At 74.1% G+C, this 13,083-nt stretch carries 9 protein-coding genes; 6 read left to right on the top strand and 3 right to left on the bottom strand.

Annotated features, from left to right (window positions below):
* Positions 1–29: 29 nt before the first annotated feature.
* Positions 30–3,800, bottom strand: coding sequence for an ABC transporter ATP-binding protein (locus ACZ7IF_RS30320; RefSeq protein WP_470977848.1), 3,771 nt, complete (start codon positions 3,798–3,800; stop codon positions 30–32).
* Between the two features lie 250 nt (positions 3,801–4,050).
* Here ACZ7IF_RS30320 and ACZ7IF_RS30315 point away from each other — a divergent pair, with 250 nt between their 5' ends.
* Positions 4,051–5,151: an alpha/beta hydrolase gene (locus tag ACZ7IF_RS30315; RefSeq protein ID WP_470977845.1), complete on the top strand. Its 1,101-nt coding sequence runs from the start codon at positions 4,051–4,053 to the stop codon at positions 5,149–5,151.
* Between the two features lie 15 nt (positions 5,152–5,166).
* On the opposite strand, the gene ACZ7IF_RS30310 is transcribed toward ACZ7IF_RS30315, so the two are convergent.
* Complete coding sequence (locus tag ACZ7IF_RS30310) at positions 5,167–6,852, bottom strand: thiamine pyrophosphate-binding protein (protein ID WP_470977843.1); 1,686 nt, start codon at positions 6,850–6,852, stop codon at positions 5,167–5,169.
* 58 nt (positions 6,853–6,910) lie between these two features.
* A complete protein-coding gene (speB, locus tag ACZ7IF_RS30305) occupies positions 6,911–7,873 on the bottom strand; it encodes an agmatinase (protein WP_125595322.1) in 963 nt (320 codons plus the stop codon).
* A gap of 116 nt (positions 7,874–7,989) precedes the next feature.
* Here speB and ACZ7IF_RS30300 point away from each other — a divergent pair, with 116 nt between their 5' ends.
* The 5 genes from ACZ7IF_RS30300 (at position 7,990) to ACZ7IF_RS30280 (ending at position 13,073) form a co-directional block, all read left to right on the top strand.
* The gene (locus ACZ7IF_RS30300; protein WP_470977840.1) at positions 7,990–9,525 is read left to right on the top strand and encodes a PucR family transcriptional regulator; all 1,536 of its coding nucleotides are present in this window, start codon (positions 7,990–7,992) and stop codon (positions 9,523–9,525) included.
* A gap of 61 nt (positions 9,526–9,586) precedes the next feature.
* The gene (locus ACZ7IF_RS30295; protein ID WP_470977838.1) at positions 9,587–10,744 is read left to right on the top strand and encodes an acyl-CoA dehydrogenase family protein; all 1,158 of its coding nucleotides are present in this window, start codon (positions 9,587–9,589) and stop codon (positions 10,742–10,744) included.
* A gap of 5 nt (positions 10,745–10,749) precedes the next feature.
* Positions 10,750–11,640 (top strand): acyl-CoA thioesterase II, encoded by an 891-nt coding sequence (tesB, locus tag ACZ7IF_RS30290; RefSeq protein ID WP_470977836.1) that lies wholly within the window; start codon positions 10,750–10,752, stop codon positions 11,638–11,640.
* 19 nt (positions 11,641–11,659) lie between these two features.
* Entirely contained in the window at positions 11,660–12,661 is a 1,002-nt protein-coding gene (locus ACZ7IF_RS30285) for a cation diffusion facilitator family transporter (protein ID WP_470977834.1), read from the top strand.
* A 4-nt stretch (positions 12,662–12,665) separates the two neighbouring features.
* The gene (locus tag ACZ7IF_RS30280) at positions 12,666–13,073 is read left to right on the top strand and encodes a helix-turn-helix domain-containing protein (RefSeq protein ID WP_470977832.1); all 408 of its coding nucleotides are present in this window, start codon (positions 12,666–12,668) and stop codon (positions 13,071–13,073) included.
* The last annotated feature ends 10 nt before the right edge of the window (positions 13,074–13,083 follow it).

The raw sequence follows: 13,083 nt of genomic DNA, 5'->3' as shown, positions 1-13,083 counted from the left end.
GGGGCGCCCCTGTGGCCGCGGCCGCGCGGCTACGCGGCCGCGGCCGCCTCGTCCTCGCCGGAGAAGGTCCGCCACAGCACCGCGTACCGCCCGCCGCGGGCCAGCAGTTCCGCGTGGCTGCCGTCCTCGACGACCCGGCCCCGGTCCATGACCACCACCCGGTCGGCCCGGGCCGCCGTGGTCAGCCGGTGGGCCACCACGAGGGTGGTGCGCTTGCCGGCGAGGCGCTCGGTGGCCTGGTTGACCTGCGCCTCGGTGGCCAGGTCCAGGGCCGCGGTGGCCTCGTCGAGCAGCAGCACGTCCGGGTCGACCAGCTCGGCGCGGGCCAGCGCGATCAGCTGGCGCTGTCCGGCCGAGAGGTTGCGGCCGCGCTCGGCGACGGCGTGCAGGTAGCCGCCGTCGAGGGTGGCGATCATGTCGTGGGCGCCGACCGCGCGGGCGGCGGCCTCCACCTCGGCGTCGCTCGCCCCGGGCCGGCCGTAGGCGATGGCGTCGCGGACCGTCCCCGGGAAGAGGTACGGCTCCTGGGGGACGACGCCGAGCCGGTGGCGGTACGCCGTCAAGTCCAGCTCCCGCAGGTCGGTGCCGTCTGCGGTGACCCGGCCGGAGGTCGGGTCGTAGAACCGGGCCACCATCTTGACCAGCGTGGACTTGCCCGCCCCGGTCTCGCCGACGAAGGCGACGGTCTGCCCGGCGGGTATCCGCAGGCTGATCCCGGCCAGCGCCTCGCCCTTCGTCCCGCGCTCCTCGGCGGTGCCGTACCGGAAGCGCACTCCCTCGAAGGCGATCTCACCGCGCAGCGCGGTGACCTCGCGGGGGTCTGCCGGACGGGGGGTGGTGGTCGGCTCGCGCAGCAGGTCCTGGATCCGGCCGAGGGAGACCGTGGCCTGCTGGTAGCCGTCGAAGACCTGGGAGAGCTGCTGGACCGGGGCGAAGAACAGGTCGATGTAGAGCAGGTACGCCACCAGCGCGCCGGTGGTGAGGGTGGCCGCCTCGACCCGGCCCGCGCCGACGATCAGCACGGCCGCCGCCGCGCCCGAGGAGAGCAGCTGCACGAAGGGGAAGTAGACCGATATCAGCCACTGGCCGCGCACCCGCGCCTCGCGGTACGAATCGCTGCGCTCGGCGAACCGGGCCCGGCCCGCGTCCTGCCGGCGGAAGGCCTGCACCAGCCGGATCCCGGCCACGGACTCCTGGAGGTCCGCGTTGACCAGGCTGACCCGGTCGCGCGCCAGCTCGTACGCGGCCACCGACTTGCGGCGGAACACGATCGTGCCGAGGACCAGCACGGGCAGGGTCGCGAAGACGATCAGCGCGAGCTCGACGTCGAGGACGAGCAGGGCGATCAGGATGCCGAAGAAGGTCAGCACGGAGACGACGGCGGTGACGAGCCCGGTCTGCAGGAAGCTCGACAGGGAGTCCACGTCGGTGGTCATCCGGGTCATGATCTTGCCGGTGAGCTCGCGCTCGTAGTAGTCCAGGCCGAGCCGCTGGAGCTGAGCGAAGATCTTGACGCGCAGGGAGTAGAGCACGCGCTCCCCGGTGCGCCCGGTCATCCGGGTCTCCGCGAACTGCGCGGCCCACTGCCCGACGACCACGGCGAGGGCGAGCAGGGACGCCGCCCACACCGCGCCGAGGGCGGCCTGCTCCACGCCCTGGTCGATGCCGTGCCGGATCAGGACGGGCAGCAGCAGCCCGGAGCCCGCGTCGAGGGCGACCAGGCCCAGGCTGACGGCGAGCGGGGCCCAGAAGCCGCCCAGCAGCCTGCGCAGGCCGTAGCTCTCCTCGGCGGCCGCGGACCGGGCCTCGTCCACCGCGGGCTCGTCGTCGGCGGGCGGCAGCGCGGCCACCTGCGCCAGCAGTTCGGGGGTGGCGCCCGGCACCGGGTCGGCTTCGGACTGCTCCCCGCGGCGCCACAGCTCGGGGGTGACCCCGTCGGCGACGCGCCGCTTGGCGCTCACCTGCTCGGAGTCGATCTCCGCTTCGAGCTCGATGTCCTTCTCCAGGTCCCGCTCGAACTCCGCCATGGACGGCGCGTCGGGGGTGCGAGGCGAGTGCGCCCCGAGGACCTCGGGGTCGGTGAGCAGCCGCCGGTACAGCGGGGAGCGGCGCTCCAGCTCCTCGTGCGTGCCGATGTCGGCGAGCCGCCCGTGCTCCAGTACGGCGATCCGGTCGGCGAGCGCGAGGGTGGAGCGGCGGTGGGCGATCAGCAGGGTGGTGCGGCCGGCCATGACGGCCCGCAGCGCCTCGTGGATCTCGTGCTCCACGCGGGCGTCGACGGCCGAGGTGGCGTCGTCCAGGAGCAGCAGGCGGGGGTCGGTGAGGATGGCGCGGGCGAGCGCGACGCGCTGGCGCTGGCCGCCGGAGAGGGTCAGGCCCTGCTCGCCGACCTTGGTGTCGTAGCCGGCGGGGAGGGCCTCGATGAACCCTTCCGCCTGGGCGGCGCGGGCGGCGGCGCGGATCTCCTCCTCGCCGGCGCCCGGACGTCCGTAGGCGATGTTGGCGCGGATGGTGTCGGAGAAGAGGAACGAGTCCTCGGGCACCAGGCCGATGGCGCCCCGCAGCGAGTCGTAGGTCAGCTCGCGCACGTCGTGGCCGCCGACGCGGACGGTGCCGTGGTCCGCGTCGTAGAAGCGCGGCAGGAGCAGGGAGACGGTGGACTTGCCGCTGCCGGAGGCGCCGACGAGGGCGACGGTCTCGCCCTCGGCCAGGGCGAGGGAGAACCCGTCGAGGACGGGGCGGCCGGGCTCGTAGCCGAAGCGGACGTCCTCGAACTCGACGGTGGCGGGCGCGTCGGCGGGGAGTTCCCTCGTCCCCTCGCGGATCTCGGGCTCGGTGTCGATGAGCTCGAAGACCCGCTCCGCGCCGGCGCGGGCCTGCTGGCCGACGGTGAGCACCATGGCGAGCATGCGGACGGGGCCGACGAGCTGGGCGAGGTAGGTGGAGAAGGCGACGAAGGTGCCGAGGGTGACCTGTCCCCGGGTGGCCATCCAGCCGCCGAGGGCGAGCATGGCGACCTGCGCGAGGGCGGGGACGGCCTGGAGGGCCGGGGTGTAGCGGGAGTTCAGGCGGATGGCGCGCATCCGCCCGCCGAAGAGCCGGCGGCCGGCCGCGCGGAGCTTGCCGGTCTCCTGCTCCTCCTGCCCGAAGCCCTTGACGACGCGTACGCCGGTCACCGCTCCGTCGACGACGGAGGCGACGGCCGCGGCCTGCTGCTGGGCGTACCAGGTGGCGGGGAAGAGCTTCTTGCGGCTGCGCTTGGCGATGAACCAGAGGGCGGGGGCCATCAGCAGCGCGACGAGGGTCAGCAGCGGGGAGAGCCACAGCATGACGCCGAGGGATATCCCGAAGAGGAGGAAGTTCCCGATGGTCATGGGCAGCATGAAGAGCAGCCCCTGGATCAGCTGGAGGTCGCTCGTCGCCCGGCCGACGACCTGACCGGTGGACAGCTCGTCCTGCCGGCGCCCGTCGAGGCGGGCGATGGTGTCGTACATGTCGGTGCGCAGGTCGTGCTGCACGTCGAGGGCGAGGCGCCCGCCGTAGTACCTGCGTATGTAGGTCAGTACGTAGACCAGCAGGGCGGCGCCCAAGAGCATGCCGGCCCAGGGACCCATGGGCTTGCTCTCGTCGCCGATGACGTCGTCGATGATGACCCGGGTCACGAGGGGGACGAGCGCCATGACGGCCATGCCCGCCAGTGAGGACCCGAGCGCGAGGAGCACGTTGGCCTTGTACCGCCAGGTGTAGGCGGCCAGCCGCCTGCCCCACCCCTGTTTCTCCCCAGCCTGCGCCGCCGTCACGTGAGTGCCTCCCCGTCGGTCCTGTCCTGCCGCCTCCCCCAACGCCCCCACCGGCGGATTTCATCCCACCGCAACAATCGCACCGGTGTCCGGGGAGCGCTCGGGGGGCTCGTCCGTCCAGGGGACCGCCGGCCGCTCGACCCTCGCTGGAACGGGCTCGGGCCGGGGAACCGTTGTGCCCCGCGGGCGCTCTAGCCGGGTGCGCACCGGTTGGCGGTGCTCTGGGCTTCTTGGAAGGGTTCGCCGGTTCATGGGACTGACGAGTGGCACGCTCCTGGCGAGCGCCGTGCTGTGCACGGTGCTGGCGTTCGCGGCGACGGTGTGGCTGTGGCCGCGGCTGGGGGGAGGGGGCCGGGGACCGGTCCTGGGGCGCTTCGGGCTGCTGCTCCTGGTCCAGGTGTTCCTGTTGGCCTCCGTCGCGCTCACGGCGAACCGCAGCTTCCTGATCTACGGCTCGTGGGAGGACCTGGCCGCCGGAGCGCCGCGCCAGGAGGCCGTGGCCGGCGGGGCGGCCGTGCAGGTGCTGGGGCGGCAGGCGCCGGACGTGCCGGGCGGGCGCGACCCCCGCACGGGCGGGGTGATCGAGAAGGTGACCCTGCACGGGCAGCGGTCGGGGGTGGCGGCCCAGGCGTACGTGTACCTGCCGCCGGAGTACTTCCAGAAGGGCTCCGAGCAGCGCAGGTTCCCGGCGGCCGTGGTCCTGACGGGCTACCCGGGCACGGCGGAGAACCTGTTGAAGGGGCTGCGGTACCCGAAGACGGCCTGGACGCAGGCCAGGCAGAAGAAGGCCCAGCCGATGATCCTGGTGATGATGCGGCCGGTGGTCGGCCCGACCAACAGCCAGTGCGTCGACGTCCCGGGCGGCGGCCCGCGGAGCGAGACCTTCTTCGGCACGGACGTCCCCAGGACCGTCGCGAGCCACTACCGGGTGGGCACCGCCGCCCGGAACTGGGCGATCATCGGCGACTCGACGGGCGGCTACTGCGCCCTGAAGATGACCCTCCAGCACCCGGAGACGTACGCGGCCGGGGTCGGTCTCTCGGCGGACTACAAGCCGGAGGTCGACGCGGACTCCGGCGACCTCTTCCACGGGAACAAGGACGAGGAGAAACGGTCCGACCTGCTGTGGCACCTGGCCAACCGGCCCCAGCCGAACGCGTCGTTCCTGGTCACCACCTCGCTCCAGGGCGAGGGCAACCTCCGGCCGACCCAGCAGTTCGTCAAGGCCGTGAAGGACCCGGCCCACGTCTCGTCGATCACCCTCGACCGCGGCGGCCACAACTTCAACACCTGGAACCGCGAGATCCCCCCGGCCCTGGAATGGACCAGCGCCCGGCTGAAGGCCGACTGACGGCCAGGACACCCCCTATACGTGCGTCGGGGCGAACATCTTGAGGGTCGCGGGCAGGACCAGGACCGAGGGGCCCGGGGTCTTGAGGGCACGGGCCAGGTCCTCGCGGAGGGTGTCCGGGGTGGTGGCGGCCGCCGGGACGCCGAAGGAGGCCGCCAGGGCGGTGAAGTCGGGACGGGCCAGTTCCGTGGCCGTCGTGCGGCCGCCGAAGGAGGCCGTCATGTACTCGCGCAGGATGCCGTAGCCCCCGTCGTCCACGATCAGCCAGGTGACGTCCAGGCCGTGTTCCTTCGCGGTGGCCAGCTCCGAGAGGGAGTACATCGCCCCGCCGTCGCCGGAGACCGCGAGGACCGGGGTGCCGGGCTCGGCGACCGCCGCGCCCAGGGCCGCCGGGAAGGCGTAGCCGAGGCCGCCCGCGCCCTGCGCCGAGTGCATGGTGTTCGGGTGCTTCGGGTCGAACGCGGACCAGGCCCAGTAGGACAGGATCGTCATGTCCCAGAAGGACGGGGAGCGCGGCGGGAGGGCCTGCCTGATGGAGGCCAGGAGTTCCCGTTCGAGGGTGACGTCCTGCGGGGCGAGGCGGTCCTCGACCGCGGCGAGGAGCGCGCGGACCCGCTCGGGGGCCCCGTCGTCCTCGCGGGGTTCGACCGTCTCCAGGAGCGCCTGGAGGGCGAGGCGGGCGTCGGCGTGGATGCCGAGGGCCGGGTGGTTGGACTCCAGCTTGCCGAGGTCCGCCTCGATCTGGACGACCCGGCCCGTGGGGAAGAACGTGTGGTAGTTCGAGGACAGCTCGCCGAGCCCGGAGCCGACCACCAGCAGGACGTCCGCGTCCTCCAGGAAGTCCGTCGTGTGGCGGTCCTCCAGCCAGGACCGCAGGGACAGCGGGTGGGTCCAGGGGAAGGCGCCCTTGCCGCCGAAGGTGGTGACCACGGGGGCGTTCAGGCGCTCCGCGAGCTGCCGCAGCTTGCCGGCGGCGTCGGCGCGGACCACCCCGCCGCCCGCGATGATCACGGGGCGGGAGGCCTCGGAGAGCCAGTGCGCGGCCAGCGCGGTGAGCTCCGGCCGCGGGGCCAGCTCGTGCGGGGTCGCGTCCATGCCGGTGACCTGCGGGATCAGCGTCTCGGCGCGCAGCACGTCCTCGGGGATCTCCACCCAGACCGGGCCGTGCGGGGCGGTGATCGCCGACTCCCAGGCCTCGGCGACCACGGAGGGGATCTGGGAGGGGGTGCGGGCGGTGTGGACGGACTTCACCACGTCGCGGAAGGACGCGGACTGGTCCCGCAGCTCGTGCAGGTGGCCCCGGCGGCCCCCGCCCAGGCCCGCCGTGGGGACCTGGGAGGAGATCGCGAGGACCGGGGCGGAGGCGGCCGCCGCCTCCGCGAGGGCGGGCAGGGACATCAGTGCCCCGGGCCCGGTGGAGAGCAGCAGCGGCACCGCCTCGCCCGTGAGGCGCCCGTACGCGTCGGCGGCGAAGCCCGCGTTGTTCTCCGTGCGCAGGGTGACCAGGCGCAGGTCGGAGCGGCCGACCGCGTCGAAGAGGCCCAGCGCGTGCTGGCCCGGCAGGCCGAAGACGGTGGTCGCGCCGAGGCCGCGCAGCGTCTCCACGACCAGGTCCCCGCCCGTGCGGCCCGGCGGCGGCGCCAGGGCGGCCGCCGTCTGGGCCTCGGTGGGACGGAGTACCAGGTCGTGGTCGTGCGTCACGGGTGTGTGGTGCCCTTCGTGCTCGGCTGCCGCTCCGTCTTCGCCGCCGTGCCGGGGGTCAGCCCTGGCGGGAGGCGGCGATCTGACGGCTCATGATCGTGGTCAGCTCGTACGCGGTGTGCGAGGCCGCGACCGAGGTGATCTCCGCGTGATCGTACGCCGGGGCGACCTCGACGACGTCGGCCGAAACCAGGTTGCAGGACGACAGGCCGCGGATGATCTCCAGCAGCTCGCGGGAGGTCATGCCGCCCGCCTCCGGCGTGCCGGTGCCGGGCGCGTGGGCCGGGTCGAGCACGTCGATGTCGATGGAGATGTACAGCGGGCGGTCGCCGATGCGCTGGCGCAGCTGGTCGGCGACCTCGTCGGCGCCGCGGCGGTAGACGTCGGCGGAGGTGACGATGCCGAAGCCCATCTTGGCGTCGTCGTCGAGGTCCTGCTTGCCGTACAGCGGGCCGCGGGTGCCGACGTGGGAGAGCGCCTCGGTGTCGAGGATGCCCTCTTCGACGGCGCGGCGGAACGGGGTGCCGTGGGTGTACTCGGCGCCGAAGTAGGTGTCCCAGGTGTCGAGGTGGGCGTCGAAGTGGAGCAGGGCGACGGGGCCGTGCTTCTTCGCGACCGAACGCAGCAGGGGGAGCGCGATGGTGTGGTCGCCGCCGAGGGTCATCAGGCGGGAGCCGGAGGAGAGGAGCTCGTCGGCGGCGGCCTCGACCGTCTCGACGGCCTCGTTGATGTTGAAGGGGTTCACGGCGATGTCACCGGCGTCCGCGACCTGCGCGAGGGCGAACGGGGAGGCGTCCTGGGCCGGGTTGTACGGGCGCAGCAGGCGGGAGGCCTCGCGGATGGCGTTGCCGCCGAAGCGGGCGCCGGGGCGGTAGGAGACGCCGGAGTCGAAGGGCACGCCGACCACGGCGACGTCGGCGGAGCCGACCTCGTCGAGTCGCGGCAGGCGGGCGAAGGTCGCCGGGCCCGCGTAGCGCGGGATGCGGGAGGAGTCGACGGGGCCGCGCGGCTGCGTGCTCATGGGGGGTGCCCTTCTGGTGGTCCTGCTGGTGCGGTCCTTCGAGCGTAAGCGTGCCGCGCGGGGGTGGGGAGGGTACGTTTCATCCATCTGGCAGCACCGAAATGTACGGAGTATCCATGGCCGACGTCCCGGTCCCCCCGAACCCCGGCAACGGGCCGGCGGCGGCGCCCGCCGGGGAGCCGATGACGCCGCCCGTGGGGCTCGCGGGGCTGCTCGGTGAGCGGGGGCTCGGGCTGCGGCACCTCGCGGGACCGGCGGTCGCGGAGGTGCACGGGGTGCACGCCTCCGAGATGGCGGACCCGTCCCCGTACCTGCTGGGCGGCGAGCTCCTGCTGACGGCCGGGGCCGCGCTGACGGAGGCCGGGGCCTCCGCCTACGTCGGCAGGCTCGCCCGCGCCGGGGCCGCCGCGCTCGGCTTCGGGGTGACCCCGGTGCACGAGGTGGTCCCGCCCGGTCTGGCCGAGGCGTGCGAGCGGTACGGCCTCCCGCTCGTCGAGGTCCCGCCCGGGACCCCGTTCACGGCGGTCGCCCGCAGCGTCGGGCGGCTGATGGCGGAGGCGCGTACGCGGGAACTGCGCCGGGTCGCGGAGGCGCAGCAGGCCCTGGCGGCGGCCGCGGCCCGCCCGGATCCGGTCCCGGCGGTGCTGTCCCGGCTGGCGGCGAGCCTGGGCGGGTGGGCCGCGCTGCTCGACCCGGGTGCCGATGCCGCCGGAGCGGCCGGGACGGCCGGAGCCGCCGGCGCCGCCCGGGGCGCCGTCGCGGCCGCGGGGGCGGCTCCCGGCGCGGGCGTGCTCGACGCCGTGGCCGCCCTGGCCCGCCGCGTGGCCCCGGGGGCCGCGGCCACCGCCACGGACGCGCTCGGTGCCGTGAGCCTGGCCGCGTACGCCGTGGGCGGCGGGCGCGTGCTGGCCCTGGCCACCCCGGGGCGGACCCCCGGCGATCACACCATCGCCTCCATCGCCGCCGTCCTGCTGACCCTGGTCACCGCGGAGCGCCCCGCGGGGGACGAGGCGGCGGCCCTGACCCGGCTGCTGCTGGACGGGGATCCGGCCGGGGCCCTCGCCCCCGGGCCCTGGTACGCGGTCCACGCCCGGGGCGGCGGCGACCCGCAGGCCCTCGCCGCCGCGCTGGGCACCGTACTGCTGGACCCGCGCGGGGACGGCGTACGCCTGCTCACCGACCGCGAGCCCGGCCCGCAGCCCGGATGGCGGCTCGGGGTCAGCGCCCCGGCCGCACCCGGCGCCCTGGCCACCGCCGCGGCGCAGGCCCGCCGCGCCCTCACCCGCGCCGAGGCGGCGCGGACCCCGCTGTCCCGGCACACGGACCCCGGCTTCGCGGGGCTGGTCGGCGAGGCGGAGGCGCGGGCCCACGCCGAGGCCCTGCTGGAGCCCCTCTCCCCCGCCCTGCGGGACACCCTGCGCGGCTGGCTGGCCCACCACGGCGGCTGGGACCGCAGCGCGGCGGCCCTGGGCGTGCACCGCAACACGGTCCGCCAGCGCGTCGCCCGCTGCGCGGCGCTGCTGGACCGGGACCTCGACGACCCGGACGTCCGGATGGAGCTGTGGTTCGCGCTGCGCCTGTCCGGCCGGCCGACGCCACCGGCGGCCGGTGTGACCGACCCGCTATGGACAGGATCGACAACCCGCCGGTAACTTAGCTATGAGCAAGCGCTTAGACATGGGCGGCGGACCGCCGCGACGAAGGGAGCCGGCCGTGCGCCGTACGGTGTTCAACGAGGACCACGAGGCGTTCCGCGAGACCCTCCGCGCCTTCATCGAGGCCGAGGTCGTCCCCGTCTACGACGAGTGGTTCCAGGCCGGCCAGGCGCCGCGCGACTTCTACTACAAGCTCGGCGAGCTGGGCATCTTCGGCATCAACGTGCCCGAGGAGTTCGGCGGCGCGGGCCTGGACACCCACAAGTTCGAGGCCGTCCTCTACGAGGAGACCTCCCGCGCGGGCGTCAACTTCGGCGGCTCCGGCGTGCACGTGCTGCTCGCCCTGCCCTACATCAAGATGCTCTCCACCGACGAGCAGAAGAAGCGTTTCCTCCCGAAGTTCGTCTCCGGTGAGGAGATGTGGGCGCTGGCGATGACCGAGCCGGGCACCGGCTCCGACGTCGCGGGCATGAAGACCACCGCCAAGCTCTCCGAGGACGGCACCCACTACGTCCTCAACGGCTCCAAGACCTTCATCACCGGCGGCGTGCACGCCGACCGCGTGATCGTCTGCGCCCGCACCTCCGCCCCGTCGGCCGAGGACCGCCGCTTCGGCATCTCCCTCTTCGCCGTGGACACCAAGTCCGAGGGCTACTCGATCGGCCGCAAGCTCGACAAGCTGGGCCTGAAGACCTCCGACACCGCCGAGCTGGCGTTCGTCGACGTCAAGGTCCCGGTCGAGGACCTGCTCGGCGAGGAGGGCAAGGGCTTCTACTACCTCGGCCACAACCTCGCCTCCGAGCGCTGGGGCATCGCCTTCGGCGCGTACGCCCAGGCCGCCGCGGCCGTCCGGTTCGCCCAGCAGTACGTCACGGACCGCACCGTCTTCGGCAAGCCGGTCGCGCACTTCCAGAACACCAAGTTCGAGCTGGCCGCCTGCCAGGCCGAGGTGGACGCGGCCCAGGCCGTCGCCGACCGCGCCCTGGAGGCCCTGGACGCCGGCGAGCTGACCCCGGCCGAGGCCGCCTCCGCGAAGCTCTTCTGCACCGAGGTCGCGCACCGCGTCATCGACCGCTGCCTCCAGCTGCACGGCGGCTACGGCTACATGAACGAGTACCCGATCGCCCGCCTGTACGCCGACAACCGCGTCAACCGCATCTACGGCGGCACCAGCGAGATCATGAAGTCGATCATCGCCAAGTCGATGGGTCTGTAACCCACTTGGCCGAGTTCGCAAGAGACGCGGCCCTGGCCGACCTCCTCGATCTGCTCGACCTGGAGCAGATCGAGGAGAACATCTTCCGGGGCACGAGCCGCACCTCCCTGGTGCCGCGCGTGTTCGGCGGCCAGGTCGCGGCCCAGGCCCTGGTCGCGGCCGGCCGCACGGTGCCCGCGGACCGGCTGCCGCACTCGCTCCACTCGTACTTCCTGCGCACCGGCGACTCCGGCGCGCCGATCGTGTACTCCGTGGACCGGATCCGCGACGGGCGGTCCTTCACCACCCGCCGCGTGGTCGCCGTCCAGCACGGCCAGCCGATCTTCCACCTCTCCGCGTCCTTCCAGACGTACGAGGAGGGCATGGAGCACCAGGCCGCGATGCCTGCCGCGCCGGACCCCGAGACCCTGCCGACGGCCGCCGAGGCACTGCCGGCGTACCGCTCGATCTTCCGAGACCCCGGCACCGTCGAACGGCTGCTCGAGGCGCGCGGCGCCGTGGACCTGCGGTACGCGACCACCCCGCCGTGGGGGTCGGTCGGCGAACCGCTGGAGCCGCGCTCCCAGGTCTGGTTCCGCACCCGGGGCAAGCTCGCGGACGACCCGCTGCTCCACATCTGCCTGGCCACCTACGTGTCCGACATGACCCTGCTGGACTCGGTGCTGCTCGCGCACGGCCGGGGCGGCTGGGCGGTCGGCGACGTGGTCGGCGCCTCCCTCGACCACGCCATGTGGTTCCACCGGCCCTTCCGCGCCGACGAGTGGCTCCTGTACGACCAGGAGTCCCCTTCGGCGTCCGCCGGCCGGGGCCTGGGCCAGGCCCGCATCTGGACCCAGGACGGCCGCCTGGCGGTCACCGTGATCCAAGAGGGTGTCGTGCGCGTCCCGCGCGGCTGAGCGGACATACCGTCGCCCCATGCCGGTCGAAGCCGATGCCGAAGCCTCGGGCGCGGGGGCGGGATCCGAGAGCGTGACCACGGTGGTCGTCGCCGTGGTCACCAACCTGGCCATCGCCGCCGCGAAGGCCGTCGCCGGGATCGTCAGCGGGTCCAGCGCGATGCTGTCCGAGGCCGCGCACTCGGTGGCCGACACGGTCACCGAGGTGCTGCTGCTGGCCTCCCTGAAGCGCAGCGCCCGGCCCGCCGACGAGGCGCACCCGCTGGGGTACGGGCCCGAGCGCTACATCTGGGCGCTGCTCGCCTCGATCGCCACGTTCGCGGGCGGCGCGGTCTTCGCCTTCTACGACGGCGTCCACACCCTGGTGCACGGGGAGGAGCCCGGCGACCCGGTGTTCTCGTACGCCGTCCTCGCCGTCGCGTTCGTCCTGGAGGGGTACTCGCTGCTGGTGGCCTGGCGGCAGGTGACGGGCGAGGCGGCGCGGATGCGGGCGCCGCTCGGGCTGTACGTGAAGCACACCCCGGACACGGCCGTGAAGGCGGTCCTGCTGGAGAACGCCGCCGCGCTGGCCGGCCTCGCGCTGGCGGCGGGCGGGCTGCTCGGGGCGCAGCTGACGGGGTCGGGCGTCTACGACGGGGTGGCCTCGCTGCTGATCGGGGTGCTGCTGGTGGCGGTGGCGTGGGAGCTGGGGCGCTCGAACGCGCAGTACCTGATCGGGCGGCCGCTGCCCGCGCCGATGCGGGCGGAGGTGCGCGAGGAGCTGCTGTCGGTCCTGCACATCGAGGGGGTGCTGGAGCTGACCACCCTGGTGCAGGGGCCGGACGAGGTGCTGATCGCGGCGAAGGTGGACTTCCACGACCTGGCGTCGGCCCGGCAGGTGGAGGCGGCCTGCGAGGACGCGGAGGACCAGCTGCGGGAGCGGTGGCCGGCGATCCGCCGGGTCTACCTGGACCCGACGCCCACCCCGCCGCCCGCATCCCCCGCGGAACCTTCGGTACCGCCCGGGGCTGTGCAAGGCTGAACGGGTGAACCTGGAGGACCTCGCCCGGCTGCGCCGGGCCCGCGACCTGATGGACCGCAACTACGCGGAGCCGCTCGACGTCGCCGCGCTGGCGCAGGTCGCCCTGATGTCGGCGGGGCACTTCTCGCGCAGCTTCCGCGCCGCGTACGGGGAGACCCCGTACAGCTACCTGATGACGCGCCGGATCGAGCGGGCCAAGGCGCTGCTGCGGCGGGGCGACCAGTCGGTGACGGAGGTCTGCTTCGCGGTGGGCTGCACCTCGCTGGGGTCCTTCAGCGCGCGGTTCACGGAGCTGGTGGGCGAGAGCCCGAGCGCGTACCGGGCCCGCGACCACGAGGCCGACGCGGCCCTGCCGGCCTGCCTGTCGAAGATCCACACGCGGCCGGTCAGGAACGGCCCCAACGCCGGCTGACCGGTCCCGT

Source organism: Streptomyces sp. NPDC037421, from assembly GCF_055602105.1.
Note: the sequence above shows the minus strand (reverse complement) of the source record. Positions and strands in the feature narration are given on the sequence as shown.

Bases quoted from the DNA above. Each gene is read 5' to 3' on its own strand.
- ACZ7IF_RS30315 (WP_470977845.1), top strand. From the start codon at position 4,051: ATGGGACTGACGAGTGGCACGCTCCTGGCGAGCGCCGTGCTGTGCACG.
- speB (WP_125595322.1), bottom strand. From the start codon at position 7,873: ATGAGCACGCAGCCGCGCGGCCCCGTCGACTCCTCCCGCATCCCGCGC.
- ACZ7IF_RS30300 (WP_470977840.1), top strand. From the start codon at position 7,990: ATGGCCGACGTCCCGGTCCCCCCGAACCCCGGCAACGGGCCGGCGGCG.
- ACZ7IF_RS30285 (WP_470977834.1), top strand. From the start codon at position 11,660: ATGCCGGTCGAAGCCGATGCCGAAGCCTCGGGCGCGGGGGCGGGATCC.